21 protein-coding genes, 4 tRNA genes, 1 rRNA gene and 2 riboswitches are annotated in these 26,189 nt (G+C 40.2%); of the genes, 20 read left to right on the top strand and 6 right to left on the bottom strand.

What is annotated here, in order from left to right; genetic code table 11:
• Positions 1-267 precede the first annotated feature (267 nt).
• From rrf to AA980_RS26335, 11 genes are all read left to right on the top strand, one after another.
• Positions 268-384, top strand: a 5S ribosomal RNA gene (gene rrf / locus AA980_RS12775).
• A gap of 13 nt (positions 385-397) precedes the next feature.
• A tRNA-Val gene (locus AA980_RS12770) sits at positions 398-473 on the top strand.
• Between the two features lie 18 nt (positions 474-491).
• A tRNA-Met gene (locus tag AA980_RS12765) sits at positions 492-568 on the top strand.
• A gap of 30 nt (positions 569-598) precedes the next feature.
• Positions 599-691, top strand: a tRNA-Ser gene (locus AA980_RS12760).
• Between the two features lie 17 nt (positions 692-708).
• Positions 709-777: transfer RNA gene (locus AA980_RS12755), tRNA-Met, on the top strand.
• A gap of 266 nt (positions 778-1,043) precedes the next feature.
• On the top strand, positions 1,044-1,433 hold the full coding sequence (locus tag AA980_RS12750; protein ID WP_024029915.1) for a DUF6010 family protein: 390 nt from the start codon (positions 1,044-1,046) through the stop codon (positions 1,431-1,433).
• Positions 1,434-1,675: 242 nt separating this feature from the next.
• On the top strand, positions 1,676-1,936 hold the full coding sequence (locus tag AA980_RS12745) for a hypothetical protein (protein WP_024029914.1): 261 nt from the start codon (positions 1,676-1,678) through the stop codon (positions 1,934-1,936).
• A 159-nt stretch (positions 1,937-2,095) separates the two neighbouring features.
• A riboswitch (SAM riboswitch) is annotated at positions 2,096-2,199 on the top strand.
• A gap of 108 nt (positions 2,200-2,307) precedes the next feature.
• Positions 2,308-3,357 carry an LLM class flavin-dependent oxidoreductase gene (locus tag AA980_RS12740; RefSeq protein ID WP_024029913.1) on the top strand — a complete coding sequence of 350 codons (1,050 nt, stop codon included), beginning with the start codon at positions 2,308-2,310 and terminating at the stop codon, positions 3,355-3,357.
• A gap of 15 nt (positions 3,358-3,372) precedes the next feature.
• Positions 3,373-4,329 (top strand): ATP-grasp domain-containing protein, encoded by a 957-nt coding sequence (locus AA980_RS12735; protein ID WP_024029912.1) that lies wholly within the window; start codon positions 3,373-3,375, stop codon positions 4,327-4,329.
• Positions 4,330-4,581: 252 nt separating this feature from the next.
• The gene (locus AA980_RS12730) at positions 4,582-4,995 is read left to right on the top strand and encodes a hypothetical protein (protein ID WP_024029911.1); all 414 of its coding nucleotides are present in this window, start codon (positions 4,582-4,584) and stop codon (positions 4,993-4,995) included.
• 185 nt (positions 4,996-5,180) lie between these two features.
• Complete coding sequence (locus AA980_RS26335; RefSeq protein WP_082195722.1) at positions 5,181-5,288, top strand: YjcZ family sporulation protein; 108 nt, start codon at positions 5,181-5,183, stop codon at positions 5,286-5,288.
• Positions 5,289-5,565: 277 nt separating this feature from the next.
• Here the strand turns inward: AA980_RS26335 and AA980_RS12725 are convergent, their stop codons facing one another.
• Positions 5,566-6,825 carry an MFS transporter gene (locus AA980_RS12725; RefSeq protein ID WP_024029910.1) on the bottom strand — a complete coding sequence of 420 codons (1,260 nt, stop codon included), beginning with the start codon at positions 6,823-6,825 and terminating at the stop codon, positions 5,566-5,568.
• 472 nt (positions 6,826-7,297) lie between these two features.
• On the opposite strand from AA980_RS12725, the gene AA980_RS12720 reads away from it, so the two are divergent.
• Positions 7,298-9,073 carry an ABC transporter ATP-binding protein gene (locus AA980_RS12720; protein ID WP_024029909.1) on the top strand — a complete coding sequence of 592 codons (1,776 nt, stop codon included), beginning with the start codon at positions 7,298-7,300 and terminating at the stop codon, positions 9,071-9,073.
• A gap of 79 nt (positions 9,074-9,152) precedes the next feature.
• Here the strand turns inward: AA980_RS12720 and AA980_RS12715 are convergent, their stop codons facing one another.
• Positions 9,153-10,598 carry a DEAD/DEAH box helicase gene (locus tag AA980_RS12715; protein ID WP_024029908.1) on the bottom strand — a complete coding sequence of 482 codons (1,446 nt, stop codon included), beginning with the start codon at positions 10,596-10,598 and terminating at the stop codon, positions 9,153-9,155.
• Between the two features lie 431 nt (positions 10,599-11,029).
• On the opposite strand from AA980_RS12715, the gene glpA reads away from it, so the two are divergent.
• The 8 genes from glpA to AA980_RS12675 all read left to right on the top strand — a co-directional run bounded on the left by glpA (position 11,030) and on the right by AA980_RS12675 (position 19,914).
• Positions 11,030-12,649 (top strand): anaerobic glycerol-3-phosphate dehydrogenase subunit GlpA, encoded by a 1,620-nt coding sequence (gene glpA / locus AA980_RS12710; RefSeq protein ID WP_024029907.1) that lies wholly within the window; start codon positions 11,030-11,032, stop codon positions 12,647-12,649.
• On the top strand, positions 12,642-13,793 hold the full coding sequence (locus AA980_RS12705; RefSeq protein ID WP_024029906.1) for an FAD-binding protein: 1,152 nt from the start codon (positions 12,642-12,644) through the stop codon (positions 13,791-13,793). The genes glpA and AA980_RS12705 overlap by 8 nt, the downstream gene beginning before the upstream one ends.
• Positions 13,786-15,003 carry an anaerobic glycerol-3-phosphate dehydrogenase subunit C gene (locus tag AA980_RS12700; RefSeq protein WP_024029905.1) on the top strand — a complete coding sequence of 406 codons (1,218 nt, stop codon included), beginning with the start codon at positions 13,786-13,788 and terminating at the stop codon, positions 15,001-15,003. Before AA980_RS12705 ends, AA980_RS12700 begins: the two co-directional genes overlap by 8 nt.
• A gap of 169 nt (positions 15,004-15,172) precedes the next feature.
• Positions 15,173-15,751 (top strand): glycerol-3-phosphate responsive antiterminator, encoded by a 579-nt coding sequence (locus AA980_RS12695; RefSeq protein WP_024029904.1) that lies wholly within the window; start codon positions 15,173-15,175, stop codon positions 15,749-15,751.
• A 314-nt stretch (positions 15,752-16,065) separates the two neighbouring features.
• Positions 16,066-16,890: an MIP/aquaporin family protein gene (locus tag AA980_RS12690; RefSeq protein WP_024029903.1), complete on the top strand. Its 825-nt coding sequence runs from the start codon at positions 16,066-16,068 to the stop codon at positions 16,888-16,890.
• A 27-nt stretch (positions 16,891-16,917) separates the two neighbouring features.
• Complete coding sequence (glpK, locus tag AA980_RS12685) at positions 16,918-18,408, top strand: glycerol kinase GlpK (RefSeq protein ID WP_024029902.1); 1,491 nt, start codon at positions 16,918-16,920, stop codon at positions 18,406-18,408.
• 177 nt (positions 18,409-18,585) lie between these two features.
• Positions 18,586-18,632: riboswitch (PreQ1 riboswitch) on the top strand.
• Positions 18,633-18,755: 123 nt separating this feature from the next.
• Positions 18,756-19,256: a preQ(1) synthase gene (gene queF / locus AA980_RS12680; RefSeq protein ID WP_024029901.1), complete on the top strand. Its 501-nt coding sequence runs from the start codon at positions 18,756-18,758 to the stop codon at positions 19,254-19,256.
• Positions 19,257-19,272: 16 nt separating this feature from the next.
• Entirely contained in the window at positions 19,273-19,914 is a 642-nt protein-coding gene (locus AA980_RS12675) for a queuosine precursor transporter (protein ID WP_024029900.1), read from the top strand.
• 155 nt (positions 19,915-20,069) lie between these two features.
• Here AA980_RS12675 and AA980_RS12670 read toward each other — a convergent pair whose 3' ends face one another.
• The 4 genes from AA980_RS12670 to AA980_RS12655 form a co-directional block, all read right to left on the bottom strand.
• Positions 20,070-22,277 carry a heavy metal translocating P-type ATPase gene (locus AA980_RS12670; RefSeq protein WP_024029899.1) on the bottom strand — a complete coding sequence of 736 codons (2,208 nt, stop codon included), beginning with the start codon at positions 22,275-22,277 and terminating at the stop codon, positions 20,070-20,072.
• 89 nt (positions 22,278-22,366) lie between these two features.
• Positions 22,367-23,233, bottom strand: a complete 867-nt coding sequence (locus tag AA980_RS12665) for a cytochrome c oxidase assembly protein (protein ID WP_024029898.1) — start codon at positions 23,231-23,233, stop codon at positions 22,367-22,369.
• A 255-nt stretch (positions 23,234-23,488) separates the two neighbouring features.
• Positions 23,489-25,432 carry an FtsX-like permease family protein gene (locus AA980_RS12660; RefSeq protein ID WP_024029897.1) on the bottom strand — a complete coding sequence of 648 codons (1,944 nt, stop codon included), beginning with the start codon at positions 25,430-25,432 and terminating at the stop codon, positions 23,489-23,491.
• Positions 25,422-26,183, bottom strand: a complete 762-nt coding sequence (locus AA980_RS12655) for an ABC transporter ATP-binding protein (RefSeq protein ID WP_024029896.1) — start codon at positions 26,181-26,183, stop codon at positions 25,422-25,424. Before AA980_RS12655 ends, AA980_RS12660 begins: the two co-directional genes overlap by 11 nt.
• Between the last annotated feature and the right edge of the window lie 6 nt (positions 26,184-26,189).

Raw genomic sequence — 26,189 nt, 5'->3', positions numbered from 1 at the left:
ATAGGTCAGAGGTGGAAGCATGGCGACATGTGGAGCTGACTGATACTAATCGTTCGAGGACTTAACCAATACGAAAAGCGAAGGCGACTGTTCAACTTCGACAGACGTTGGAGAGCCGGCACTGCAAATCCTGGTTTTGGATTTGTAGGGACGGATCGAAACGGCCGAGAAGTTAGGAGCCGGAGCTGGACAATGATTATTCGTTTTTACCAACACTTCTTCTGCATTATCTAGTTTTGAGGGAATGAAACCTCAAAGTTTATATAGTCTGGCAGTAATGGCGAGAAGGTCACACCCGTTCCCATACCGAACACGGAAGTTAAGCTTCTCAGCGCCGATGGTAGTTGGGGCAGGCGCCCCTGTGAGAGTAGGACGCTGCCAGGCTGTACATATAGATGGAGGATTAGCTCAGCTGGGAGAGCATCTGCCTTACAAGCAGAGGGTCGGCGGTTCGATCCCGTCATCCTCCACCATAATTGAATTATATATATGGCGGTGTAGCTCAGCTGGCTAGAGCGTACGGTTCATACCCGTAAGGTCGGGGGTTCGATCCCCTCCGCCGCTACCAAAATTCGTTTATATTCTTTTTGAAAAAAATGGAGGAATACCCAAGTCTGGCTGAAGGGATCGGTCTTGAAAACCGACAGGCGGGTCATACCGCGCGGGGGTTCGAATCCCTCTTCCTCCTCCATATTTAATTTTTATTGTCGCGGAGCAGTCTGGTAGCTCGTCGGGCTCATAACCCGAAGGTCGCAGGTTCAAATCCTGTCCCCGCAATATAGTCCGGCCGGCATTAAGGCAAAAAATTTTCAGAAAACAGCGTAAAACCCTATCTTTAGATATGGAGTTTTACGCTGTTTTTTTATTTTTAAAGAGAGCGAATACTTTGTATTCTATCAACCAATTTGAGTTAACGGGAACGAAAAGTGATTTGCGGTGAGTCCGCAAAACTTTGCGGGGATGGCTTCATTATTTGCGGGTAACGAAGTCTTCTTCTGAAATATGATAAGTTCATATCAATCAATTGGAAAGGAGACTTTATTTTGAAGTCAAATGTAAGAAATATTGTTGCTGGAGTGCTTTTAGCGCTGTTGACCATTAGAACGTTCATCACGTTTACATCGCCCATTTCTTATCAACTATTTGCTCTCTTTCTCGCTTATACCGCTTGTGTTTATTTAGGTGCCGCATTGTCAGATTCAAGAATTACTTGGATATCGATTGAATTTGCGGTGTCATTTATATTTTTAAATTGTGCTTTGTTGGGATTATTGTATTCGCCAATTTGGATTGGTCTGGGTTTTATCCTGCACGGAATATGGGATATGCTCCACCACCCAAAAATAATTAAAACGAGCGTTGTAAAGTGGTTCCCTCCCATATGTGCCGTATTTGATTTTATCGTTGCTGTTTTTATAGTGAGGTTTTATTAAAGGAGGTCAAGTAAAAATTGTTGATCAACTTTAGATACAAATTGCGAAGGAGTTAAACTTACAGGGGGCAAGAGTTGAAGAACTAGCTGCAATTTTAGTGACTTTTTTTATTGTGCTAAAGGTTCAGGTTACATTACTCTCTAAAATCAAACTGTTTCGGTCTACATCGAACCTCTTCTGTAAATATATTTCTTCTCCTTGGACAAACTTATTTTGTAGATTTAATCAAGGAGGAATGAAATATGGTAAACGATATTAAACAGGAAATGGAACGTATTTGGGCTGAAACGTGTGATTCATGGGAAAACTGTACCGAGGAAAACATTCAGTCTTTCTTAGCACAATGCCTAGAAAAGAGCATAGATCCACAATATTGTATGAGTTGGGTAGAGCAACATAGCAACCAAATCCCTAATTGGTCAGCCGTTTCTAAGGTATCTCTTGATTGGGTAAATGAACACACTTCAACTGGTTCGCCTATTAACGGAAATGAACCTCAGTAACAAGGAGAGAAATACTCTCCTCTTTTGATTGGTTTTCAAAATTCCTTTACCGTGTTTATAAATTGTTATTTCTAGTTTAGAAATATATTAAATTGACAATTCGGGAAATTTAAACTATTATCACTTTAGTTAATTAAATAATTTGATTGTAGATTTTTCTTCTTATCCAGAGAGGTGGAGGGACTGGCCCTTTGAAGCCTCGGCAGCAGGTTCTTATGAATACTGTGCCAATTCCATCAAGCACATCGCTTGAAAGATGAGAAGAGGGTAATAAAACTCTCTTCTTAGGAAGGGAGTTTTTAATTTATATATAAATCCAACTTAAATAATAGGAAAACTATAGATTTAGAATAGTAGAGGAGAGAATACAAATGAAATATGGCTATTGGTTACCGATTTTTGGAGGCTGGTTACGTAATGTGGAGAATGAAAATATGCCGCCTACCTTTAATTATGCAAAGAAAGTAATCCAATCTGCTGAAAAATGGGGATACTCGACTACCTTAATAGCTGAATTATATTTAAATGATATTAAAGGACCGGAGCATGACTCGCTTGAAGCTTGGTCTACAGCAGCAGCCCTTGCAGCAGTGACGGAAAAAATTGAAATTATGACTGCGATTCGCCCTGGTTTTCATAATCCTGCTGTAGCGGCCAAAATGGCAGCAAATATTGATCAAATCAGTACCGGACGTTTTACTCTTAACGTTGTTTCTGCTTGGTGGGCTGAAGAAGCACGTCAATATGGTGGCATTTTTACAGAACATGATGAGCGTTACGCTCGTACCGAAGAGTTTATTGATGTACTAAAAGGTTTATGGACAGAAGAAACCTTCAATTATTCTGGTCAATTTTACGAATTAAAGGATGCGAAGCTTGCACCGAAACCTATTCAAAGACCAAACCCGATTCTTTATGCAGGCGGTGAAAGTGAAAAAGGTAAGCAAACCATAGCAGAAAAATGTGATGCTTATGTTATGCACGGTGGTACAGTGGAAGAAATTGATCGAAAAATAACCGATATGAGGGCACGCCGTGAACAAACTGGCAATGCGCCATTTAGTTCATTTGGTATGGCTGTTTATGTTATTTGCCGTGATACAGAAGAAGAGGCTCTGGCTGAGCTTGCAAAAATAACGACTGTGAAAGACACTAGTGGATACGCTGGCTTTAAAGATTTCACTACTAAATCACATTTAGAGCAACAAATCCAATTACAGGATTACTCTGTATCCAATCGCGGCCTACGACCGAATTTAGTAGGAACACCTGAGCAAATTGCAGATCGAATTTTACAATATGAAGAAGCTGGGTTAGACTTATTGTTATTGCAATTTTCACCTCAATTAGAGGAAATGGAACGCTTTGCAAAGCAGGTTATGCCATTGGTTGAACAAAAACGTAGTTTAATAAAGAACTAAAGAGGAGGCATAATGATGTGCAAGGTATATGTGATACATGAAAATAGTGAGTGGACAGTCCATTTAACAAAAAGGTTAGCGGAGCTTGGTGTTCCTTATGAAGAATGGCATTTGGACGAAGGAACGCTAGATTTATCAAAGGAGCCGCCAGAAGGAATCTTCTATAGCCGAATGAGTGCATCTTCTCATACACGTGATCATCGTTTTGCAGCTGAATTCACTGGGCAAGTATTGGCTTGGCTTGAAGCACATGGACGTACGTTGTTAAATGGAACGAGTGCTCTAAGGCTAGAGGTTAGTAAAGTTTTACAATATTTAGAGTTAAACAAGTATGGTGTTAAGACTCCAAAAACGATTGCAGCGGTTGGAAAACAAAACATTTTACAGGCAGCTAAAAGCTTTGAAGGACAGTCCTTTATTACGAAGCATAACCGTGCCGGTAAAGGCTTAGGTGTTCAATTATTCCATAGTCTAGAAGCTCTAAAAGCTTATGTGGAAGGACCTGCTTTCGAAGAACCTGTCGATGGAATTACCCTTATTCAAGAATATATTCAATCTCCTGAAAGCTACATAACCCGTTGTGAGTTTGTAGGAGGAAACTTTGTTTATGCCGTTAAGGTTGATACTTCGGAAGGCTTTGAACTTTGCCCAGCGGACGCATGCCAAATTGGCGATTTATTCTGCCCGGTAGGAGAAGAAGTAGAAGAGAAGCCAAAGTTTCAAATCATTGAAGGTTTTGAGGACGAAATTTTAGAAAAATATAAACAGGTTCTAGCTGGTAATAAGATTCAAGTTGCTGGAATAGAGTTCATCAAAAATGCTGAAGGTGAAATTTTTACTTACGATATTAATACAAACACAAACTATAATTCTGATGCAGAAGCAGAAGCTGGAAAATACGGAATGCTCGAGGTAGCTTTATTATTAAAGAAGACATTAGAAGAAAAATACGCAACAACAGCAACGGCTTAATTTAGTGAAGTAACGAGAATTTCCTTGAAATTACCTGATTTTGAAAGGGGTAGTTGAAAGTCTTCTTGATTTAATTAAAAAAGAAGAAAACCCTATAATGTTAAGCTTATACCTTTTTCTGAATTATATCTAAAAGGAGTTTGATCGTCTAATAGGCGGTCATTTTTTTTGCATTAATGGCAGGATAATTCGTTAAAGGAATACTACTTTGTTATATAGAATTAATGATGAAAGAAGAATTAGGAGGATATTATGGATAATCAATTCAGAAAATTTCTTGAAGCTTATTTAGATGCTTGGCGTTCTTCCTCATTAACAGAAATGAGTGATTTAATATCAAATAATTACAAGGGAAGAGAAATTACAGGAGGAGAGATTGTTGATTTTGAGTTTGAAGAATCAATACTTGGTTGGGAACAAGGGTTTAATTTTGTTAAAGAAAATAACGCCCAATGGGCATTAAATGAAATTTCTATTATTCCATTAAAAGCTGATGAAATGTTGGTAATAATATCTGCAACTATTCTCATACAAGGTGAGGGTCTAAATTCTGCAAATTTATTTTTCCAGACCTTTAAAAAAGATAGTTCTAATGATTGGAAATTGATAAGAAGTTATATAGAAGCAGGAATTCCAATAGAGAATATAAAGAGAATGCAATTATGAAAAAAAGGCTTTTTATTATGCAACTAAAGACATTCGCTTGTTTTCATTTTTAGAAGTTGTTTAAGCAAAACCGTTGATTTTGTCGAATACTATGATGGTTGTCCAATCTCCCCTTGTCTTAAGGTATATATATACAATGTGAAGGTTTTTTTCCTTCCAATATTCCTATTTAAAGAGGTGTTATCATGGAAGAAATTAGACACGAACGTAGAGAAAGAAACCCGTTTGCTTTGATCGTGGTTTTGTTCATTCTACTGATCATTGTCGGAGCTTCTTTTATGAGCGGCTACTAATATAATATAGACAGCTATTAAGTGGGAAAGGACAGGCTTGGTTTACTTGTCCTTTTTTTCGGATAGATTTTGAAATGAAAGGAATAATTAAGGGATCCGTTTTGAGGTGATTTTAAAAAAAATGTACCGAATTGACACTCGTTTTGACATAGTAATTTGTATATAAAAAAAGCATAACTCGCCAGTAATGGCGAGTTTTCTTAGTTATTGAAATCCGAAACTTCTTCAACTAAAACTACCTTATCCCTACTCTCTCTCTTTTTCAAATCTTTCATAATCAATGATGCTGCATTTCAGCGATCTTCATTTGTTTAGCCTGTTTCATTCTAAGCATTGGCAGCATCGCTAATGCTCCAATGGTGAATAAAGCTGCAGCGATTAGGTACATGACGGTTAGTGGGAATTGCTCTTTTAGGATCCCGACTAAACTCATGTTCAAGACCATTCCCCCCATGAAGAGCGGGTTCAAGATACCGTTTACCCGGCCCACAAACGATTCCTCCGCATGAGTAAGAATTAATGTATTACATGCGATATGGATGAGTGGCACCATCATCCCTGAGATAAATTGGGCTAATAATGCAACCCATATCAGCTGTACTGAGCCCATCACTGCTACAGAGACGGCACTTGAGATAAAGCCCGCCAAAAGCATATTCTGCGGTGACGTTTTTTTTGAGAGGGTCATCGCGACAACTCCTCCAAGTATCATCCCCACACCATTTACCGCCGTAAACCATTGCAGGTTCTGCGCAGTTAAACCGAGATGTTCTGTTACCAAAAAGATCCCAAGCGGATTCACAAGCCCGAGCCCCATACCTGCTGCAAGGAAAAAACCACCCATATAGACAAAAAGCTTATTAGAAATGACGTAACGAAGGCCCATTTTCATATCCGACGACAAATTCGTAGCAGTTTTTGTTACCTCTGCCTTTCTATCAGGAGGCAGGAAGGTTAGTACCAGGGCGGATAGCAGGAAACAAGTTCCCATAATGGCTATAGCAACGGTGATTCCGAATCGGTAGAAAATGAGAGTGCCAATCATTGGACCTAAGATCATAAAAACTGCCTGAATGGTTTGGTTCATCGACATCCCCAGCTGAATAAGTGATTCTGGTACGTGAAGCTTAAACAGCTTCATCGAAGAGGGCTGTGAGAACTGAGATAATATGGAAGAAACTAGTGTTGCGAAGAAGATTGCTTTCCATCCACTGAATATGAGTGCCAACAAGACGATGAAAACGGATAGAGCACTAAGCAGATCACAAAGTACCATTGTCATTTTTGGTCTCCATCTGTCAGCAAAAGTTCCGCCAATAAAGGAGAATAGAAAAATCGGTCCAAATTCAGCTACAGAAATCATCGAGATTGCAATCGGATCCTTGTTTGTCTGTTCCGTAACAAAGAGCAAGATGGCAAAATTCCTCACCCAGATTCCAAGCTGCAGAAAGAGCCCGGATAGCAAAATAGATTGAACAAAGCGATTGGCAAACAGTGTCCTCATGGTAGGAGCCTGCGCCTGAGTGTGATTAGACATATCGTAACAACACCTTTCATTTAGTATAATCACATCATACGACAGAGCAAGAAACACTAATCCGCAAAGATTACAAGCAAACGCCGCAAAGATTACGAGGAATCCCGAAGAAAGAAAAATTCTCCACTTGAAACCACAATATAAATTCCTGAAGAAGAATTGAAATAGAGTTTGAGCCTCCGCCATTAGGCGGTTTTTTTGTGTGGAAAAATTCGGGGCCTTACAAAAAAAGTTGCGGTATTACCCGAAAACTCTGCGGATTAGATACAAAAAGTATGCGGTTTTTAGGCAATAAAAACACCGTAAAATGAAATCATCTTAGAAATCGCACTCAGAAAAGTATTTACTGTCGTGAAACCCGACTTTACTGTCGTGAAACCCGACTTTACTGGCGAATAACCACTGTTTACTGGCGACTAATCCACTTTTCATGCGAATCTACAACTTTTTATTAGGAGAGGAGTTTACTAAAATGAAAGATTTTAAGCTATTTCTACCATATGTAAAACGAGTAAGCAGATTGTATTTGATCGGATTTGTTGGCAGCCTGTTTCGATTCCTGATTCCACTGTTTGTTCCGTTGATCTTGAAATACATTTTTGACCAACTTCTTCAAAATGAGGCATTGACCCGTGCTGAAATGCTTGAACAACTTTTCTACATTGCCGCAGGCATGCTTGTGGTCTTTATTTTTATTCGAACACCGATGGAGTATGTTAGGCAATTTTGTATTCATAAAGCCAATAACCAGATCATCAAAAGGCTTCGGAAGGATGCCTTTAAAAAAGTGCATACTTTGGATGCAAAGTATTTTGTCGAAAATAAAAGCGGTGAAATTGGAACTCGCTTTTTCGATGATATTGAAAAGGTTAAAGGTTTTTTGACCGCTGTGTTTGGGAACATCTTGATTGAAATGATTGTGCTGCTGTTTGTCGTCGTTGTTATGCTAACGCTCAATGTAAAATTGACCCTCCTTGCTGTAGCGCTAGTCGGTTTTCAATTTGTGCTGGCACATTTTTTATCAAAACGGTTTAAGAAATCAACCCGGAGCATGATGGGTTACCGATCTGTTATGAGCGGGTTTATTTTTGAAAAAATACAAGGTGCTTTTCTCTCAAAATTGTTTGCTTCAGAAAAGCGTGACAAAGAACAACTGGATAAGCACCTAACCTATTTTGATCAGTTAACAGATAAGCATGCGAAGGTAAATGCACTCATGTTAGCGTTAGTTAACGTGCTCAGTGATATGACCCCTTTTATTGTGGCGATCATTGCCAGTCTTTTTGTCATAGATGGCAGTTTAACAATGGGCAGTTTAATCGCATTTTTTGCGTATGTGGATAAAATGCGAAGTCCTGTGGCAGCTTTAGTCAATGCATTTCCTGCTATCACGGAAGGGAGTGTTTCCTTGCAAAGGATTTTTGACTTCTTCCGTACTCCATCGACGATTAAAGAAAAAACGAACCCTGTGGAATTAAAGAATTTTACTCATTCGATTAAGTTAAATAACGTGTCTTTTTCTTACGATGGAAAAAACAAGATTATTAACAACGTTTCTTTAACCCTAGAAAAAGGGAAGACGTATGCGTTTGTCGGCGAGAGCGGGGGCGGAAAGAGCACCATTCTCCAGCTTTTGCTAAGGATGTATGATGTGACAAATGGTGAAGTGTTAATTGATGGTGTGAATATCAGAGATTACTCATTAGCCAGCCTCAGAGACCATATGGGGATAGTTACGCAGGATAACTTCTTATATAGCACTTCGATTAAAGATAATATTAAAATGGCAAAGCTTAATGCGACGGACGAGGAAATAATCTCTGCTGCCAAAAAGGCATTCGCCCATGATTTTATTTCAGCGTTACCTACTAGCTATGATACAGAAATAGGCGAGAGAGGGATCAAGCTTTCAGGTGGACAAAAGCAGCGTATCGCCCTTTCCCGTGTATTCTTGAAGGATCCGTCTTTAATTATTTTAGACGAAGCAACCAGCGCACTCGATAATGAAAGTGAGAAATTGGTCCAAGAGTCGATCAATCAATTTGATAGTGATAAAACCATCATAATGATTGCACACCGGCTTTCTACGATTTTGAATGCTGATACGATTTTTGTCGTGAAAAATGGCGAAATCGTTGAAAGTGGAAGCCACCAAAGCCTGTTAAACCGAAACGGTTATTATAAAGATCTCTACTCGAAACAAAATATGCCGAGTGTGGAGCAATTGAAATTGGCGGCAGGATCATAAGATTGCAGGGGATTCAATGAAGGGGGCACCATCACTATCGGAAGGTGCCCCCTTGCTATTTTCTCTTTAGTACAAGCATTTATTTAATCGCCTTACTCACTTTTAGCTTTTTCCCTTTAATGGTTGCATTCTCCATCGCTTGTAAGACAAGTGAGCCCTTACCATTAAGAATATCAACATAGGACATTTGGTCCAGGATGGTGATTATGCCGATATCTTCTGCGGAAACTCCTGGAATCTTTGCGATTGTTCCAACAAAATCAACCGCGCGGATCTTCTTCTTTTTCCCGCCGCTGAAGTGGAGTTTAATGATGCCTTGGTTGATCCGCGCTGTTTTATTATTTCTCACCACACGCCTACCGCCGATTTTTTCTGCGAAGGCATCCTTCCCACTTGCAACTTCTTGTTGACTAGGAGCTTCTGTTTTAGGGATCTCAAAGCCAATGTACCTTTCAATCGCCCGAACGAACTTTCCTTCGTAAGGTGTCGCGAAGGTAATTGCTTTTCCTTTATTGCCGGCACGGCCGGTTCGTCCAGTGCGGTGGACATAGCTCTCTTTTTCCATTGGAACATCATAATTAATGACGAGGGTGACATTATCAATATCAATTCCCCGAGCAGCAACATCGGTGGCGACAAGATAACGGAAATTCCCCAGTTTGAACCCATCCATCACGGCAAACCGATCTTGTTGATCTAAGCCGCCATGAAGTCGTTCACAAGAATAATTGGCTGCTTCCAATTCGGCATACACAGTTTCGACGTGTTCCTTCGTGCGGCAAAAGATCAGGCAGCTGTCCGGGTTTTCAACGACGGTTACATCTTTTAGAAGTGACAGCTTTTCCTCATCTTTTACTTCGATTAATAGATGTTCAATCGTTTCCGTCGTGATTCCGGTCGAGGCAATCTCAATATTAACAGGGTTTTTCATATATTTATGGCAGAGATTTTCGACATCTTTCGGTAATGTCGCAGAAAATACCATTGTTACTCTGTTTGCAGGAAGTTCTTTAATGATCGTTTCTACATCGTCGATGAAACCCATATTCAACATTTCATCCGCTTCATCGATGATTAAATACTTTATTTCGGTTAAATCGAGCGTTCCTCTTTCAATATGGTCAATGACCCGTCCAGGTGTCCCGACGACGACATGCGTTTTTTGCTGCAATTCATCTCTTTGTTTTGAAAAAGGCTCTTTTCCATAAACGGCCATTGCTTTAATTCGTTTGAACCTGCCAATATTGGTGATATCTTCGCGAACTTGAACCGCGAGCTCCCTTGTTGGGGTAAGAATTAATGCTTGTGGTTTCCGTTCCTCCCATTCCACCATTTCACAAATAGGAATGCCAAAGGATGCCGTCTTGCCGCTGCCTGTTTGTGATTTTACCACTAGATCGTTATTCTCCAGTGCTAATGGCAGCACTTCACGCTGAACCTCTGTGGGAGCATCGTATTTTAACACCGCAAGCGCTCTGTTTATTTCATCGCTTAGATTATAAGCCGCAAAACTTTGTTCACTCATGTATTAACCTCATTTTTATTGTATTATCCTACTCACTTATAGGATTTCTCCTAAAGAAATATCATATGCAGAAGCTGAATAGGATTCATTATACAGGAGAATCCAGTTGCATCGGCATTTTTTTTAAAAATTTATTTCCATGACATGGATCATGCCCAGCATATTCCACCTGCTCCTAGCGTTTTTCTCATAAAGTTCACAATTTTGCCATGCTAATAACCTGCGCAAACGAATTTATTTGGTATTCTTAAAGAGAAAATATAATAGTTGGCTCGGAGATTTGGAGAAGGCCATAAAAACAAATGGGAATGTAGATTACGATTCCCGTATGTTTTTATGGCCTTTTTGCGTGGTATTGCGGCGGGAGCAAGGCGAGCGCTACAAAAACGAAACATATTATCCAATCTACGTGGGATTAGGAGGGAAATGCTTTGGGACAAATAATAGAAACAGATGTAGTGGTGATCGGTGGGGGAATGACGGGAGCAGGGGTGCTTCGCGACTTAGCCTTACGAGGAATTAAAGCGATTTTAGTTGAGCAGCAGGACTTGGGACATGGAACTTCCACACGGAATCATGGTTTACTCCATTCTGGAGCACGGTACGCTGTCCGTGATGAAGAAGCGGCCATTGAAAGTTATCGTGAAAACCTAATCTTGAAAAAAACAGTTCCGGGTTCTATCGAGCAAACAGGTGGTTTATTCGTAAAAGTACCTGAAGACGATGAAAGCTATATTCAAAAATGGCTGACAGCTTGTACAAAGGTGGGGATACCTGTCGAAGAAATTCCTGTTGCTCAGGCATTGCAGCAAGAACCATTTTTAACTAGAGATGCTCAAGTAGTGTACCGAGTGCCGGATGGTGCTGTCGATTGCTTTACCATGGTGGTCGATGTGGTGGCGGATGCTGTCAAACATGGGGCACATGCTTTGACCTACCATGAGGTTGTCGATGTAGTTACGGAGCAAAACCGGGTAACAGGTGTACGTGTGCGTGATGGTTTTACCGGAGAGGAAAAGGACATTCTGGCCGAGCTTGTGGTGAATGCATCAGGTCCATGGGGGGCGAAAATCGCTGAGATGGCTGGCATTCCATTAACAATGATTAATAATAAAGGGATGCTAGCTATTTTTAATCATCGCATTAATAAGCAGGTCATTAACCGCCTGCGGATGCCGGGAGATGCGGATATCTTTGTTCCGGCCCATAATGTGACGATTTTCGGTACAACCGGAATAAATGTAGAAGATCCGAATAATTTTTCCCTACACCGTCAAGAGCTCGTGGGAATGTTAGCGGAAGGGAAAAAGCTCATTCCATCGATTAATGAATTGCGTTTGATCCGCGCTTTTAGCGGGAGCCGTCCGCTTTACCAGGAATCTACTGTGTCCGATGCAAGCGGCAGAAATGTTACCCGCGGGATTACCCTATTAGATCATCTCAAACGGGATGGCCTTGACGGACTAGTAACGATTACAGGCGGGAAATTAACCACCTTCCGTTATATGGCGGAAAAAACAGTTGACTTGGTTTGTGAAAAGCTAGGAATTAAGGCTGGCTGTACAACGGACCAGGAAATGGTTCCGCACCGTAAGGCAGAGGAGTTTTTCAAAGATGTGGACCTAGCCCCGGCAGCAAGGCATAAATTGAGCCATTGGGCTGGAACAAAGGCAGCGGAAATCGAATCATCTTTAAAAAACAAGGCTGCAAACTTTGTTGTTTGCGAATGTGAGCAGGTAACGTGGGCAGAAATTGAATCGGTCATTCCTGAGGAAGGCCGTTTTCATCTTGGGGATATTCGTCGAAGGACGCGCTTAGGAATGGGGCCATGTCAAGGTACCTTCTGCAATCACCGTGCCGCAGCACTTGCGGTTGAAAAAGGAAAGGCGACAGTGGAAGAAGCGGAACAGGCCCTTCAGCATGCCGTGTTTGAACGAAAAAAAGGTATGGACGTGGTTGCAACAGGTGAAACCGCCAAGCAAAGGCAATTAATGGATACGATTTATCGAGTTTCTTTAGGATTTAGAGAGGGGGATTTTCAACATGTATGATGTCGTAGTTATCGGTCAAGGTCTAACGGGGATGCTTTCGGCTATTTGGGCAAAAGAACATGGATACCGCACGGCGTTAGTTGCCACTGGATCAGGAAAAATTCTGCAATCAATAGGTGTGCTAGATCTGATTCCGGGAGCGAATGGCGGATTGAAAGAGTGGTCAGAGTTATACCAATTGGCAGCGATTGAACAATCACAACTGACAGAGGCAATGGAACAATTTAAAGTTTTAACGAAAAGAATAGGCTATCCGTACAAAGGGAATATTGAACATCTTGTCCCGATCGTTACGGGCTCAGGCCATATTAAACAGACTGCACTGTATCCTGAAACAATATCGCCAATCAAAGAACATGGTCAGGTTATCATTGTTGGATTCGATGAAGTGATTGACTTTCAGCCAGCATATATCAAGGGGAATTTACAAAAATCCCGACCACAGCTTTCGATTGATACCATTAAAATAAGTTTAGGAAAACAGTCGCAGCGGACGATGACACAGTTAGATGCGGCAAGGATTTTGGATCAAAAGGAAAATCGTGACCACTGTATCAAACAGATAAAGCAGCAAATGGCGGAAAGGGAAATCAGTCAGCCAGACCTATTTATTTTTCCAGCCTCCCTTGGGGTTGAAAACTGGACAGACACCCTGGAGCAGTTTACAAAGGAACTGGGTGCAAACGTGACAGAAGCTCCGGGAATGCCGCCCAATACGACTGCCATCCGCTTGCATGAAAAATTGAAAAAAGAAGCAATTAAATTAGGGGTAAGATTCTATGTTGATACCACTGTTGTGGGCTGTAAAATGGATGGGCCAGTAATAGAGTCGTTGACATTCAAAACATCAAACCACACGACAAATGTAAGCGGGAAACAATTTATTCTCGCTACCGGAGGAATTCTTGGCGGCGGGTTGGAAGTAACTTCTGACGGGGTAAGGGAAACGGCGCTTAAGCTTGCGGCAGATGCAAATGGTCAATTGATTCATTGCCCTGAAAACCTTTATCCTGTGGGAGCAGCCAGGGGATCTAGTGTAACGCATAATGGAATTACAGGAGGCGTTTACTCCGTTTTGTCCAGTCATGAAATGGTGGGTAAGCTTCACCAACAAGCTATTATTGGAGGGTTTCGCAGTGCTTGAGATAATACTAGATGAACTTACATTTGACAAGTGTCTGAAGTGCAATGCCTGTGTATCCAGCTGTCCTGTTGCAAATACGACATTGGAATTTGGCGGTCCGAAGCATTTAGGACCGGAGTTAAAAAGACTCATGAATAATCAGGGGCTCATCGATGATAAACGAATTGAACTTTGCACATTATGTGGCAGCTGCGACATGTCTTGTCCCGAAAATGTCCATGTATCCACATTAACGGCCTTCGCAAAAGCGTTTCATTCAGAGAAGTCAGGGACTAAATTTCGCGATTTCGTGTTAAGTAACGCAGAATGGGTTGGTAAACTAGCTTCTGCGTTTGCTCCTGTTACCAATTTGGCCATGGGAATGAAGCCGGTCCGAAAAATGATGGAGATGGTCATGGATATCCCTGCTGAGCGGCAATTTCCAAAATATCGCTTTCATAATTTTAACCGGGTTTACAAAAAGAAAACTGCCAGCACAGAACGAAAGGTAGCGTATTTTGCTGGCTGTTATGCCACCTTTAATGCCCCGGAAGTAGCCATGAGCTTCATCAAAGTGATGGAGCATAATGGAATCGAGGTCGTAAAACCAGACCAAAAATGCTGCGGCGTGCCCATGTTTGCTAACGGGCAAATGAAACAAGGGCTAAAAAATGCTAACCACAATATTACTAGTTTTTTAGAATATACTCGCCAAGGATACGATGTGGTCCTAACCTGCACAAGCTGTACGCTTGCGTTTAAAAAAGAATATGTATCCTTTCTTAACACCGAGGAAGCAAAGGAACTGGCAAGCCATGTTTATGATGCTGATGAATATTTACGCTTATTAAAGGAGAGCGGTGAATTGAACATGAATTTTGCGCCAATGAACGAAAGGGCAGGCTACTATGCTCCGTGTCATATGAAGGCGCAAGGAATCGGAAATCCCGCGATGGATATTTTAGAACTTATTCCTGGCTTCAAAATTCAAGATGTGGGTGCAGGCTGCTGCGGTCAATGCGGCACGTTTGGATTTAAAACGGAAAAATATGATGTTTCAATGGCAATTGGCCGTCCGATGGCCGAGGCAGTGAAAGAAGTCGATGCAGATTACACGGTTACGGAATGTGGCATGTGTAAAAACCAGCTTGATCAGCTGACAGATAAAACGGTTAAACATCCGATGCAAATCGTAGCGGAATCCTATGAACGTGCAACGGTCTTGGATTAATTCCTGGAAGTTGTTTTAAGCTGGCAGTTTACGATTTTTTAAGAAATTAATCCTAATTTCACAGTTTTGACATTTCCTAGCTTAGTATTTCTGATAAAGGCTGTTTGGAACCAATAAAATATTATAAAATTAAGATAAGGAATCTGGAAACGAAAGGAGAACAATCGGGATGAGCTTTTTTGGACAAAAGGTGCTGCCAGCCATTCGAAAAATAGAAGATGTTGAAAAAATGATGTCGAGCAATTATGAGTATATAGTGATATTGGATTTGCATGTTTCCAGACTGAAACCCATTTTTCAAATGGCTCAGGCCAACCATAAGAAGTTGATCATCCATATGGATTTAGTTCATGGGTTAAAAAGTGATGAATACTCAACTGAATATATTTGTCAGGAATATAAACCATTTGGACTGATTTCAACTAAAGGGAGCGTCATTCTAAAAGCAAGGCAAAGAGGGGTAAAATCGATTCAGCGTCTGTTTTTATTAGATACGAGCTCAATCGAAAAGAGCTTTGCATTGATTGAACGTACACAGCCGGATTATATTGAAGTACTGCCAGGCATTATGCCAAAGATCATTAAAGATATTCGGAATCGGACGAAAAGAGAAGTTTTTGCTGGGGGCTTAATCGATACCATTGAAGAGGTAGAACAAGCTTATGAAGCGGGAGCGATTACGATTACAACCTCTAATAAAGAATTATGGAAATATTATCATCCTGGGAAGAAACATACCGAAATCTAGCATTCTTCATGTGCTCAAAATATTATATAACGGAAAGACATTCCAGACTGATACTCCTGGTAAATGTCTTTTTTTTTTGTAGTAATATCGAAATATCGTTCATTATTAAATAATGTGGAGAATTTGTGAACTGGATTGACAGCGTTTTCATGGTACCATTATACTAGTAATTAAGTTGATAATATGTGAAGAAGAGCTGAGAGACTCACGGAAAAACCCAATTATTTTTGGGTAATTTCTATGGGTCTCTTTTTCTTTTTTTACGGTTATTTACCAACCGATTTACAAGTTTTTTATAAAAGAGGAGGTTTATTATGACAGCATTTTGGGGTGAATTAATTGGTACGGCAATTTTAATTACGTTAGGTGCCGGCGTATGCGCGGGTGTAAACCTAAAGAAGACGCTCTCTAACAGCAGTGGATGGGTAATTATTACCTTTGGCTGGGGGCTGGCAGTAGCAGTTGCAGCATACTCAGTAGGTAAATTTAGCGGTGCCCATCTTAATCCGGCATTAACTGTAGCCTTGGCATTTACCGGGGATCTACCTTGGAAAGAAGTTCCAACCTATATCATCGGCCAAGTTTTAGGTGCTATGATAGGGGCAACCGTTGTTTATTTCCACTACTTGCCACATTGGAGAGCAACAGATGATCCAGGGGCAAAATTAGGAACATTTGCAACAGGTCCTGCAATTCCATACACAATGGCAAACTTAATTAGTGAAATGATTGGTACTTTTGTTCTTGTTTTAGGTATTCTAGCAATAGGTGCAAATAAATTTACAGACGGCTTAAATCCGCTGATTGTTGGTTTTCTGATTGTTAGTATTGGGATGAGCTTAGGGGGAACGACAGGTTATGCGATCAATCCTGCACGTGACTTTGGTCCAAGATTAGCACATGCACTGCTTCCGATTCCGGGAAAAGGAAGTTCTAACTGGGGATATGCCTGGATTCCGGTTGTAGGACCAATGCTTGGGGGAAGCCTCGGCGGCTTATTCTATAAGACCGTATTTTTAGGGAAGACAGATGTAAATATTTGGTTTGTAATTGGGGCGATTGTGATCATTCTTACCGCAGCTTTCTTTATTGGAAAGAAACCTCAGGAAATGGCAGTTGTCAAAAAGATTAGTGCATAGACTAAATTAAAGGGAGAGATTACTTTTATGGAAAAATATATCTTATCATTAGATCAGGGAACAACAAGCTCACGTGCGATTCTTTTTAATAAAAAAGGAGAAATTGTTCACGTCGCGCAGCAAGAGTTCAAACAATATTTCCCGAAGCCAGGCTGGGTGGAGCACAATGCCAATGAAATTTGGGGTTCAATCCTAGCAGTCATAGCTTCCTGTTTAGCTGAGGCTAATGTAAAGCCAGAACAGGTGGCAGGAATTGGGATTACTAATCAACGGGAAACAGCCGTTGTCTGGGATAAAGGAACAGGACAGCCGGTTTATCATGCGATTGTATGGCAATCCCGCCAGACAGCAGAGATTTGTGAAGAATTAAAAGTACAAGGTCATGATCAATTATTTAGGGATAAAACAGGGTTGTTAATCGATGCTTATTTCTCAGGAACAAAAGTGAAATGGATCTTAGACAATGTAGAAGGTGCAAGAGAAAAGGCAGACCGTGGAGAATTGTTATTTGGAACGATTGATACATGGCTCATTTGGAAGCTTTCAGGTGGCAGAGCCCATGTAACGGATTTCTCGAACGCATCGAGAACGTTGATGTACAATATCCATGACCTTAAATGGGATGAAGAATTATTAGAGATTCTAACTGTTCCTGCATCCATGCTTCCAGAAGTCCGCCAATCTTCCGAAGTTTACGCTGAAACAGTTGACTATCATTTCTTTGGCTGCAATGTCCCAATTGCAGGGGTAGCGGGTGACCAACAAGCAGCGCTATTTGGTCAAGTATGCTATGAAAAAGGAATGGCGAAAAATACGTATGGAACTGGCTGCTTTATGTTGATGAATACTGGTGAAAAAGCAGTGAAATCTGAAAATGGCTTATTAACAACGATTGCTTGGGGGATTGACGGAAAGGTAGAATACGCCTTAGAAGGAAGTATCTTTGTTGCCGGGTCTGCCATCCAATGGCTTCGGGACGGGCTTCGCATGTTTAATAACGCCGCAGAGAGTGAGAAATATGCTGCAAGTGTAGCATCAACAGAAGGTGTTTATGTCGTTCCTGCCTTTGTTGGTCTGGGCACACCATATTGGGATAGTGATGTCCGGGGTTCGGTCTTTGGCTTAACTCGCGGGACAACGAAGGAGCACTTTGTACGAGCAACCTTAGAATCGCTAGCCTACCAAACGAAAGATGTATTGACTTCTATGGAAGCAGATTCAGGGATCTCGTTGAAAGCTCTTCGTGTGGATGGCGGCGCAGTTGCCAATAACTTCTTAATGCAATTCCAAAGCAATGTGCTAGACGTACCAGTAGAACGTCCAGAAATTAAAGAAACAACCGCATTAGGAGCTGCATATTTAGCAGGATTAGCTGTAGGTTACTGGGAAAGCCAAGAAGAAATTGCCACACAATGGAATATGGACAAAGCATTTACACCAGACATGGCCGAAGAAGAAAGAGAAACACTCTACACAGGCTGGAAAAAAGCAGTGAATGCTGCTAGGGCATTTAAATAGGTAATAAATAGATAGGGTGTCAGGCACCATGTGAATTTTTCACATGGTGCCTGACACCTATTTTTAGTTATATTGAACTATGCTTTCATGACTAACCCGCTACTAATAAGTGTTTTTTTCGTTGACGTTTGAAATGCTGTTCTTTATTATAGTAGAGAAGAGAATACCCGTACTTGAACGGGAGAGGTTCATAGCTGATACCCTCTATAAAAAACTATGGATACATGACTAGTTGCCATGTCCATATCGGACATGGCTTTTTTGTTTTTATCCCTAAGGTTTTCATAGAATGTTCAGAAGAAACTCTCTTGGTTTAGTGTGGGAACACATTACTAGGGGGTTTTTTTATGTCTGGCCGCAGCCACGAAGAAGGATTAAAGGATTTAACACTATTAGGTAATCAAGGTACGACCTATTCATTTGATTATGCACCGGAGGTATTGGAGGCAGTCGATAATCTGCATCCGGAACGTGATTATTTCGTAAAATTTAATTGCCCGGAGTTTACTAGTCTATGCCCGCTGACCCGCCAGCCGGATTTTGCAACGATGTATATTTCGTATGTTCCGAATCAAAAAATTGTCGAGAGCAAATCATTGAAATTATATCTTTTCAGCTTTCGGAATCATGGTGATTTCCATGAAGATTGTGTCAATATCATCATGAATGACTTAATTCAGTTACTTGATCCACGCTATATTGAGGTTTGGGGGAAGTTCACACCACGTGGGGGAATCTCCATTGATCCATGGTGCAACTATGGGAAACCTGGCACCAAGTACGAGGAGATGGCCAATTTCCGGTTGATGAACCATGACCTCTATCCAGAAAAAGTCGATAATCGATAAGGGAAGGAATCAAGACATGATATTTTACTTGAATGGAATTTTTGTAGGACTGTTAATTTTGGCCAACATTGTTGCTGTTAAGCTTTTTAGCATTGGAAATTTTGCCATATTGCCAGCCGCTGTCATTATTTATATCTTTACGTATCCACTTATTGATGTAATCGTTGAGGTTTATGGAAAAAAAGAAGCGCGGAGAACGGTTCAGGCCGGGCTGATTATGCAAATACTTGCGCTTATCTTCATAACAATTACGATTCATCTGCCAGCTGCACCTGTATTTAAAGAACAATCGTCATTCGAAACGATTTTAAATGGAAGTTTTCGTGTGATTATTGCGAGTTTAATTTCTTATGCAGTGAGTCAAAACCTGGATGTGTTTGTGTTCAATAAATTAAAAAGCGCCCATGGGCAGAAAAAGCTTTGGTTACGCAATAATGCGTCGACGATGCTAAGCCAATTAATTGATACGACGATTTTTATAACCATTGCCTTCTATGGAACAATGCCAATAGCTGTCCTAGGAAGCCTAATCTTAACTCAATACATTTTTAAATTCTTTGCAGCAATCCTAACAACACCGCTAGTTTACTTACTCGTCCATCTAATACGTAAGAAGGAATCACAGGAGCGGGTACACCCACTACAAAAAGAAGCATAAACAAGTGGTTAATTGTAGAAATGGTGTCAGGCACCCCGCGTGGACAAATGTCCGCGTGGGGTGGACAGTATAGGAAAAGAAGCCTTATGTGCGATAGGTTAATCGATCGGGATTTGGTTCGAAATCTTGGTTTGAGGTGGCATCGTCGATTACGACTAAATTTTTATTTTCTTTAATCTAAGTGCATTTAGCACGACAGACACTGAACTAAATGCCATTGCTGCCCCTGCTATCCATGGAGCTAAGAAGCCGATCATGGCCAGTGGAATCATCATGATATTATAGAGAAAGGCCCAAAGGAAGTTTTGCTTAATATTGGTCATCGTTTTTTTACTGATAAGGATGGCATCAACGACCCGATTTAAATCATCATTTAATATCGTCATATCAGCCGATTCAATCGCTACATCTGACCCCGTTCCAATAGCAATTCCTACATCGGCTACAGCTAGTGCAGGAGCATCGTTAATTCCATCTCCGACCATGATTACTTTATTCCCTTTTTGTTGTAATTGTTGAATAATCTCTGCCTTATGCTGAGGCATCACTTCAGCCCGAAGCTTATGAATACCTACTTTTTTTCCAATTGCAGCTGCGGTACTTCGGTTATCACCCGTTAACATGATTGTTTCGAATCCCATCTGTTTTAAACGAGAAACTGCCACAATAGAAGAGGCCTTCATTTCGTCAGCAACAGCGAGAATCCCAGCAAAACGAGAATCTATAAATGCGATCATAACGGTTTTTCCTTCCTGCTCAAGCTTAGTAACTAGACCTTCAGCCTTAATGGAGAGGGACATTGTTTTTCCTTTGTAGTATTTTGGACTGGCGATGGTAATTTTTTTATTATCTACGGTAGCTTGAATTCCATAACCGGGCATGGATGTGACTTGAGAAGCGCTAGGGAGAAGTGGTAAATACCGTTTTGCCTCCTGGACAATTGCTTTAGCAATTGGATGATCCATTGTGTTCTCCACGGCCCCGATGACCGCTAAGAAGTCTGGTATGCGTAAATGCTCACTATAAATATTGGTTACTTTTGGTTCACCCTTTGTAATTGTTCCTGTTTTATCGAAAACGATGACGTTGTTTTTTCCTAATAATTCTAGATATTTTCCCTCTTTAAAAAGAATTCCTAGCTGCGATGCTCTTCCTGTGCCTACCATCACCGAAGTTGGTGTAGCGAGTCCAAGCGCACAAGGACAAGCGATGATTAACACAGCGATGGCTTTTTCTAAAGCCTCGCTCATACTGCCGGGTTGAAAAAATGTATACCATGCTGCAAAGGTAATGACAGCAATGATGATGACAATGGGGACGAATATAGCGGTAATTTTGTCTGCAATGTACTGAATAGGCGCTTTTGAAGCTTGGGCCTCCTCAACGATACGAATAATCTGTGACAACGAGGTATCGGAATTTCTTTTTGTAGCTTTCACTTTTAGTAATCCATTTTGGTTGATGGTACCAGCATAAACAATATTCCCGATATGTTTTTCAACGGGAATGCTTTCGCCGGTCAATAAAGATTCATCCATGATGGAATTCCCTTCGATAACTTGGCCATCAATAGGAACTTTTTCACCAGGTTTAAGAATAATGACATCCCCAGGAAGAATTTGAGCAGCCTGTATGTTTGTTTCTTTTCCATTTACAACTAGTGTGGCGGTTTTCGTTTGTAACTGATATAGCTTTTTCAACGCCTCGGTCGTTCTTACTTTTGTTTTTGCTTCTAGAAGTTTCCCTAATAGAATAAATGTAATGATAAATGCACTAGTATCATAGAACAAATTTACTTGTTGTCTTGGATTCACAATGTTTATGTTAGTAAACATAAGATAATGGCTGTAAAAAAAGGCGGCAGACGTACTTAATACGACTAAAACATCCATACTGAAACTTCTATTTCTCAACGCTTTCCAAGCTCTATCATAAAATTCAGCCCCAATAAAAAATTGAATCGGGATGGTAATCGCAAATTGGAAAAATGGCTGGGTAAATAGCTCAGGTACTTGGATAGACAACCAGTGGAAATGAGCGAACATAGCCCATGCTAAAGGAAGAGTAAGAAAGGCGGACCATATAAATTTCCATTGAAGTCTCTTTATTTCTTTATTTTTATCATCATCTAATGGTGCAGTGGTTTTGCTAATTTCTTTGGCCTCGAAACCAATTTTATTTATTTTATCGATGATTTCTGACATACTTGTCCGATTTTTATGAAAAGAGATCCGCCCTCTTTCTGTTGTTAAATTGATGATAATATCGGTCACACCATCTATTTTTGACACGGACCTTTCGATACGTGACGTACAAGCAGCACAATGCATTCCTCTAACTTCAATGTGCGCGGTTTCAACCATAATCCTCCCACCACTTTCGTTCATCTTATGATTCATTTTATTGAATGCTTGATTCATTTAGAACAGTCGGTTATGAGCTCCAATGTGTCTCACTTGAAGGATGTAGTCTTTCTATTAGATAATGATTGTCCCGATAAACCAATTTTCTTTATATGACTCGCATCCAACTTGTTTCCGATGTGAAAAACGAGTACTAACGCGAGTTTATGAAGAGCTAACATAAGGATTCCTGCCATTGCATGATCAAATCGAGTATTAAATGGAGGAGGAAGGAACAGGAATCCACTAGAATGAGAGGGTAAACATAGATTAGATGTTATTTGTGTTAAGAAAGGATTATTTTCTCCATTTAAAAGGGCATGGAATATGATAAGCAAGCAGGCGGGCATAAGAAGGATTCCGCTTAGTACTGCATATTGTTTTTTTCGTCTATTAAAGGAATGGACAGTAGAAGGTGCGGTGATTGACCGCCAAATACTAAATGATAGAATAAATAGGATTAATAAATACCAATTATGAATCGACGAATGCTCTGAAAAAATCCTTAAAATGAATGGTATATGATACAGGAAGAACAATAAGGCGAAAATAAAATGTGAAATCAGCGGCCTGTAGCAAATGATTTTCACATTGAGAATCAAAGGAAGTTTTCCTATTCGCTGAAAAACAATTTCAGGTGTACCTAACAATAATAGAGGTGGGATAATAAAAAATAACATACTCATTTGAGTCATATGCAAGCTGGTGGAGAGATGGCTAAAAACGGCTATAGGGCTGCCGGCTGTTAAGATAAGTAAGACTAAACCGAGGAAAAAGAGAAGTGGCTGCTTTGGAATCATGGTAAATTCGGAATATTTTATTATGAATAGCGAATATAAAATGGCGACAACAATAACAACGGTTATTAGAGGAATATTCCACAGTACTTCAAACCCAAATAAAAGAGAGTAATCCAATGTATCCACCCCCATCATCTTAGAAAAGATTAAATGCATATATTTCTAATCATATTTGTTTTATGGTGTACTTATGCTTGAAGGTACTTTGATGTTGACTTTGTTTAAAAATAATAGCCGAGATAAAGCGCACGTCAGATAAGCGTGAGATCCATGGCTCGAGTCCATATAGGCCTATTAGAAAAAATAAAAATAAGAAGCTCCAGTGCATTTAGACTGGAGCTTTAATATGGGTTTTAAGTAGAACATTTGTCCTTATAATGCCTCTTTTATCACTTTTTTGTAATAAAGAACAGAGAGGATGCCGAAGGTCGAGTACAATCCGGTATAGATCACCATGACGATGATCATTGGTGTCCATACCTCGGTCCCGAATAAAAACCAGCCTGATTGAACGGCGAAATAGCTATGCAAGAGGCCGACTACTAAAGGAATGCCGAAATTAAAGATTTGTTTGGCATGAATCCCTTTTAGCAGATCGCCTTGAGTAAAACCTAGTTTTCTCAGGATTGTATAATTCGGTTTTTCCTCTTCGCCTTCACCCATTTGTTTAAAATAAAGAATACATCCGGATGTAATCAGAAAGGTTAATCCTAAAAAGCCGACGATAAACATGATAAGACCCATCATATTTTTCTGCGAATTGCTGATGTCCAGGCGAGACGAACTTAACCTGTCACCGTTGCCATTCAGGTCTTTAAAAAGTTCATTTGCCTTTTCGAGATTGGCTTCATCTTTTAACTTAATTCCGATAAACAGCGACGATTCTTTTTGAATTTTAGGATTGACATCTTTCTTTAAGCGCTCGAATACCGTTTCATCGACAATCACAATTGGCACTCCGCCACTGGTAAAATATCCGGAAATGACGAATTCCTTTTTTAAACCTAAGTAGTGGAGCGGAAAGGTTTCGTTTTGCCCTTTTAATTCGATAGGTCCAGAATCCTTTAGACTCATAAATTTTTGCAGCAAATCATTATAACCGGTAAAAATAGCGTCTCCCTTAGACACATCGATATTTTTAACTGCTTTATCACTAATAACTGGAACCGTCATAGCCTTTGGATCGACGTATAATCCTTCAAGGTTTCCCAAAATCTCCTTAAGATTAGCATCGACCTGAATGACGTCAATCTCTTTTTCAGTAAATGCGATATTATTCACACTTAGAGCCTCACTAAATTTCTCAGCTTCTTCTGGTTTTACAAAGGAAAAATCGCCGGCGACTTGATTCTCAGCCATTTTTTCTGCTGAATAGTAGGAGATATAACTCAAGGATAATAAACCAATGGCTAGTGCTGATAAGGTCGTAATAATCGTTAGCAATAAGGCATTCGATTTCATCCGAAACATAATCGAGGATAGGGATAATACTTGATTAATCGTTAAATATCCGTCCTTCTTTTTCCGAATGACGTTAAAGATAAAGCTGACAGATCCTTTGTAAAAAAGATAGGTTCCGATAATAACCGATCCGAGAATATAGATCATCGCTCCAAAAAGTCCAGTTACCGTGGTAAAATCGCCGCTTAACAATTTCGTCGAAATATAGTAGCCGGAAATGATCAAAACTACACCAATAATCCCGATGATGATTTCGAAAACAGACATCTTTTTTACTTTTCCTTCGGTCGTTGAAACCACTCTAAATAATGACAGGATACTTTGTCTTTTAATAAACACAAAGTTCATCAGCATTATAAACAGGTAGATGACACAAAACACCACAACCGTTTGAATGAGTGCTTGGGAAGAAAAATGCAGGGAAGCAATCGCATCTATACCTGTGATTTTAAACAAAATCATCAAAATTAATCGTGAAACGGAAAAACCGATAAAGGTTCCGATGACAAGCGAACCAAAATAAAGAATAAAATTTTCAGCAGTCAGGATGCTGAAGATCCTGCTTTTGGTCATCCCGATTAATTGAAATAGCCCAATTTCCTTGCTGCGACGTTTAATAAAGATGTTATTGGCATATAACAGAAAGATCGAAACTATCGCGACAAGTAAAACGGAAGCTGCCTTAATCGCAGCGGCCCCTTTCATAGTGTCTTTTGTATCATTCAACGCCGGGTCATACTGCAGGGTGACAAAAGCGAAATAAAGGGCAACACTAAAGATCAGCGCAAACACATAGAGATAATAGTTTTTTAAATTCTTTTTCAAATTACGGAAAATGAGTTGATTAACGCTCATTTGGCACACCGCCTAAAACGCCTTGCGTTTTCATGATATCTTTAAAGAACGTCTGTCTGGATTGTTCGCCTTTATTTAATTGCGTGTATATCTGTCCATCTTTGATAAAAATAACTCTGCTGCTGAAGCTTGCTGCGACAGAGTCATGCGTCACCATCACAATCGTTGCTTTACGGTTCTGATTCATTTCGCTTAATTTGTTTAACAAATCGGAGGCGGATTTTGAATCAAGGGCACCGGTTGGCTCGTCAGCGAAGATAATGCTTGGCTCATGAATAAACGCCCTTGCAGCAGAAGTCCGCTGTTTTTGACCGCCGGAAATTTCATTCGGATATTTATCCTTAATTTCGGAAATACCCAGTTCCGCTGCCACCGTATTAAACATTTCATTCGCTGCTCTTTTTGAAATTTTCGAAATCGATAACGGCAGAAGGATATTTTCTTTTACTGTTAAGGTATCGAGTAAGTTATAATCTTGAAAGATAAACCCTAAATGATGCTTGCGGAATTCAGCGAGCTGGCGCTCCTTCATCGCAGTCATTTCTTTTCCTTCAATCTTGATGGTTCCGCCGCTCACTTTATCAATGGAAGAAAGCACATTGAGCAACGTTGTTTTTCCGGAACCTGATGCACCCATGATGCTGACGAATTCTCCTTTTTCAACGTTAATATCAATCCCCTTTAATACTTCTTGCTTATTAAATTTATTGCCATAGCTTTTATGAATTTTATTGGCTTCTAATATCTTCATACCAAC

Source organism: Neobacillus vireti (assembly GCF_001026695.1).
GTDB classification, from domain to species: Bacteria; Bacillota; Bacilli; order Bacillales; family Cytobacillaceae; genus Neobacillus; species Neobacillus vireti.
The sequence above is the reverse complement of the archived record's forward strand: the minus strand, read 5'-3'. Positions and strand labels throughout refer to the sequence as shown.

Coding starts and splice junctions, on each gene's coding strand:
- AA980_RS12730 (WP_024029911.1), top strand. CDS start 4,582: ATGGATAATCAATTCAGAAAATTTCTTGAAGCTTATTTAGATGCTTGG.
- AA980_RS12675 (WP_024029900.1), top strand. CDS start 19,273: ATGATATTTTACTTGAATGGAATTTTTGTAGGACTGTTAATTTTGGCC.
- glpK (WP_024029902.1), top strand. CDS start 16,918: ATGGAAAAATATATCTTATCATTAGATCAGGGAACAACAAGCTCACGT.
- AA980_RS12655 (WP_024029896.1), bottom strand. CDS start 26,183: ATGAAGATATTAGAAGCCAATAAAATTCATAAAAGCTATGGCAATAAA.
- AA980_RS12720 (WP_024029909.1), top strand. CDS start 7,298: ATGAAAGATTTTAAGCTATTTCTACCATATGTAAAACGAGTAAGCAGA.
- AA980_RS12660 (WP_024029897.1), bottom strand. CDS start 25,432: ATGAGCGTTAATCAACTCATTTTCCGTAATTTGAAAAAGAATTTAAAA.
- AA980_RS12690 (WP_024029903.1), top strand. CDS start 16,066: ATGACAGCATTTTGGGGTGAATTAATTGGTACGGCAATTTTAATTACG.
- AA980_RS12725 (WP_024029910.1), bottom strand. CDS start 6,825: ATGTCTAATCACACTCAGGCGCAGGCTCCTACCATGAGGACACTGTTT.
- AA980_RS12715 (WP_024029908.1), bottom strand. CDS start 10,598: ATGAGTGAACAAAGTTTTGCGGCTTATAATCTAAGCGATGAAATAAAC.
- AA980_RS12695 (WP_024029904.1), top strand. CDS start 15,173: ATGAGCTTTTTTGGACAAAAGGTGCTGCCAGCCATTCGAAAAATAGAA.
- AA980_RS12745 (WP_024029914.1), top strand. CDS start 1,676: ATGGTAAACGATATTAAACAGGAAATGGAACGTATTTGGGCTGAAACG.
- AA980_RS26335 (WP_082195722.1), top strand. CDS start 5,181: ATGGAAGAAATTAGACACGAACGTAGAGAAAGAAACCCGTTTGCTTTG.
- AA980_RS12735 (WP_024029912.1), top strand. CDS start 3,373: ATGTGCAAGGTATATGTGATACATGAAAATAGTGAGTGGACAGTCCAT.
- AA980_RS12670 (WP_024029899.1), bottom strand. CDS start 22,277: ATGGTTGAAACCGCGCACATTGAAGTTAGAGGAATGCATTGTGCTGCT.
- AA980_RS12740 (WP_024029913.1), top strand. CDS start 2,308: ATGAAATATGGCTATTGGTTACCGATTTTTGGAGGCTGGTTACGTAAT.
- AA980_RS12705 (WP_024029906.1), top strand. CDS start 12,642: ATGTATGATGTCGTAGTTATCGGTCAAGGTCTAACGGGGATGCTTTCG.
- queF (WP_024029901.1), top strand. CDS start 18,756: ATGTCTGGCCGCAGCCACGAAGAAGGATTAAAGGATTTAACACTATTA.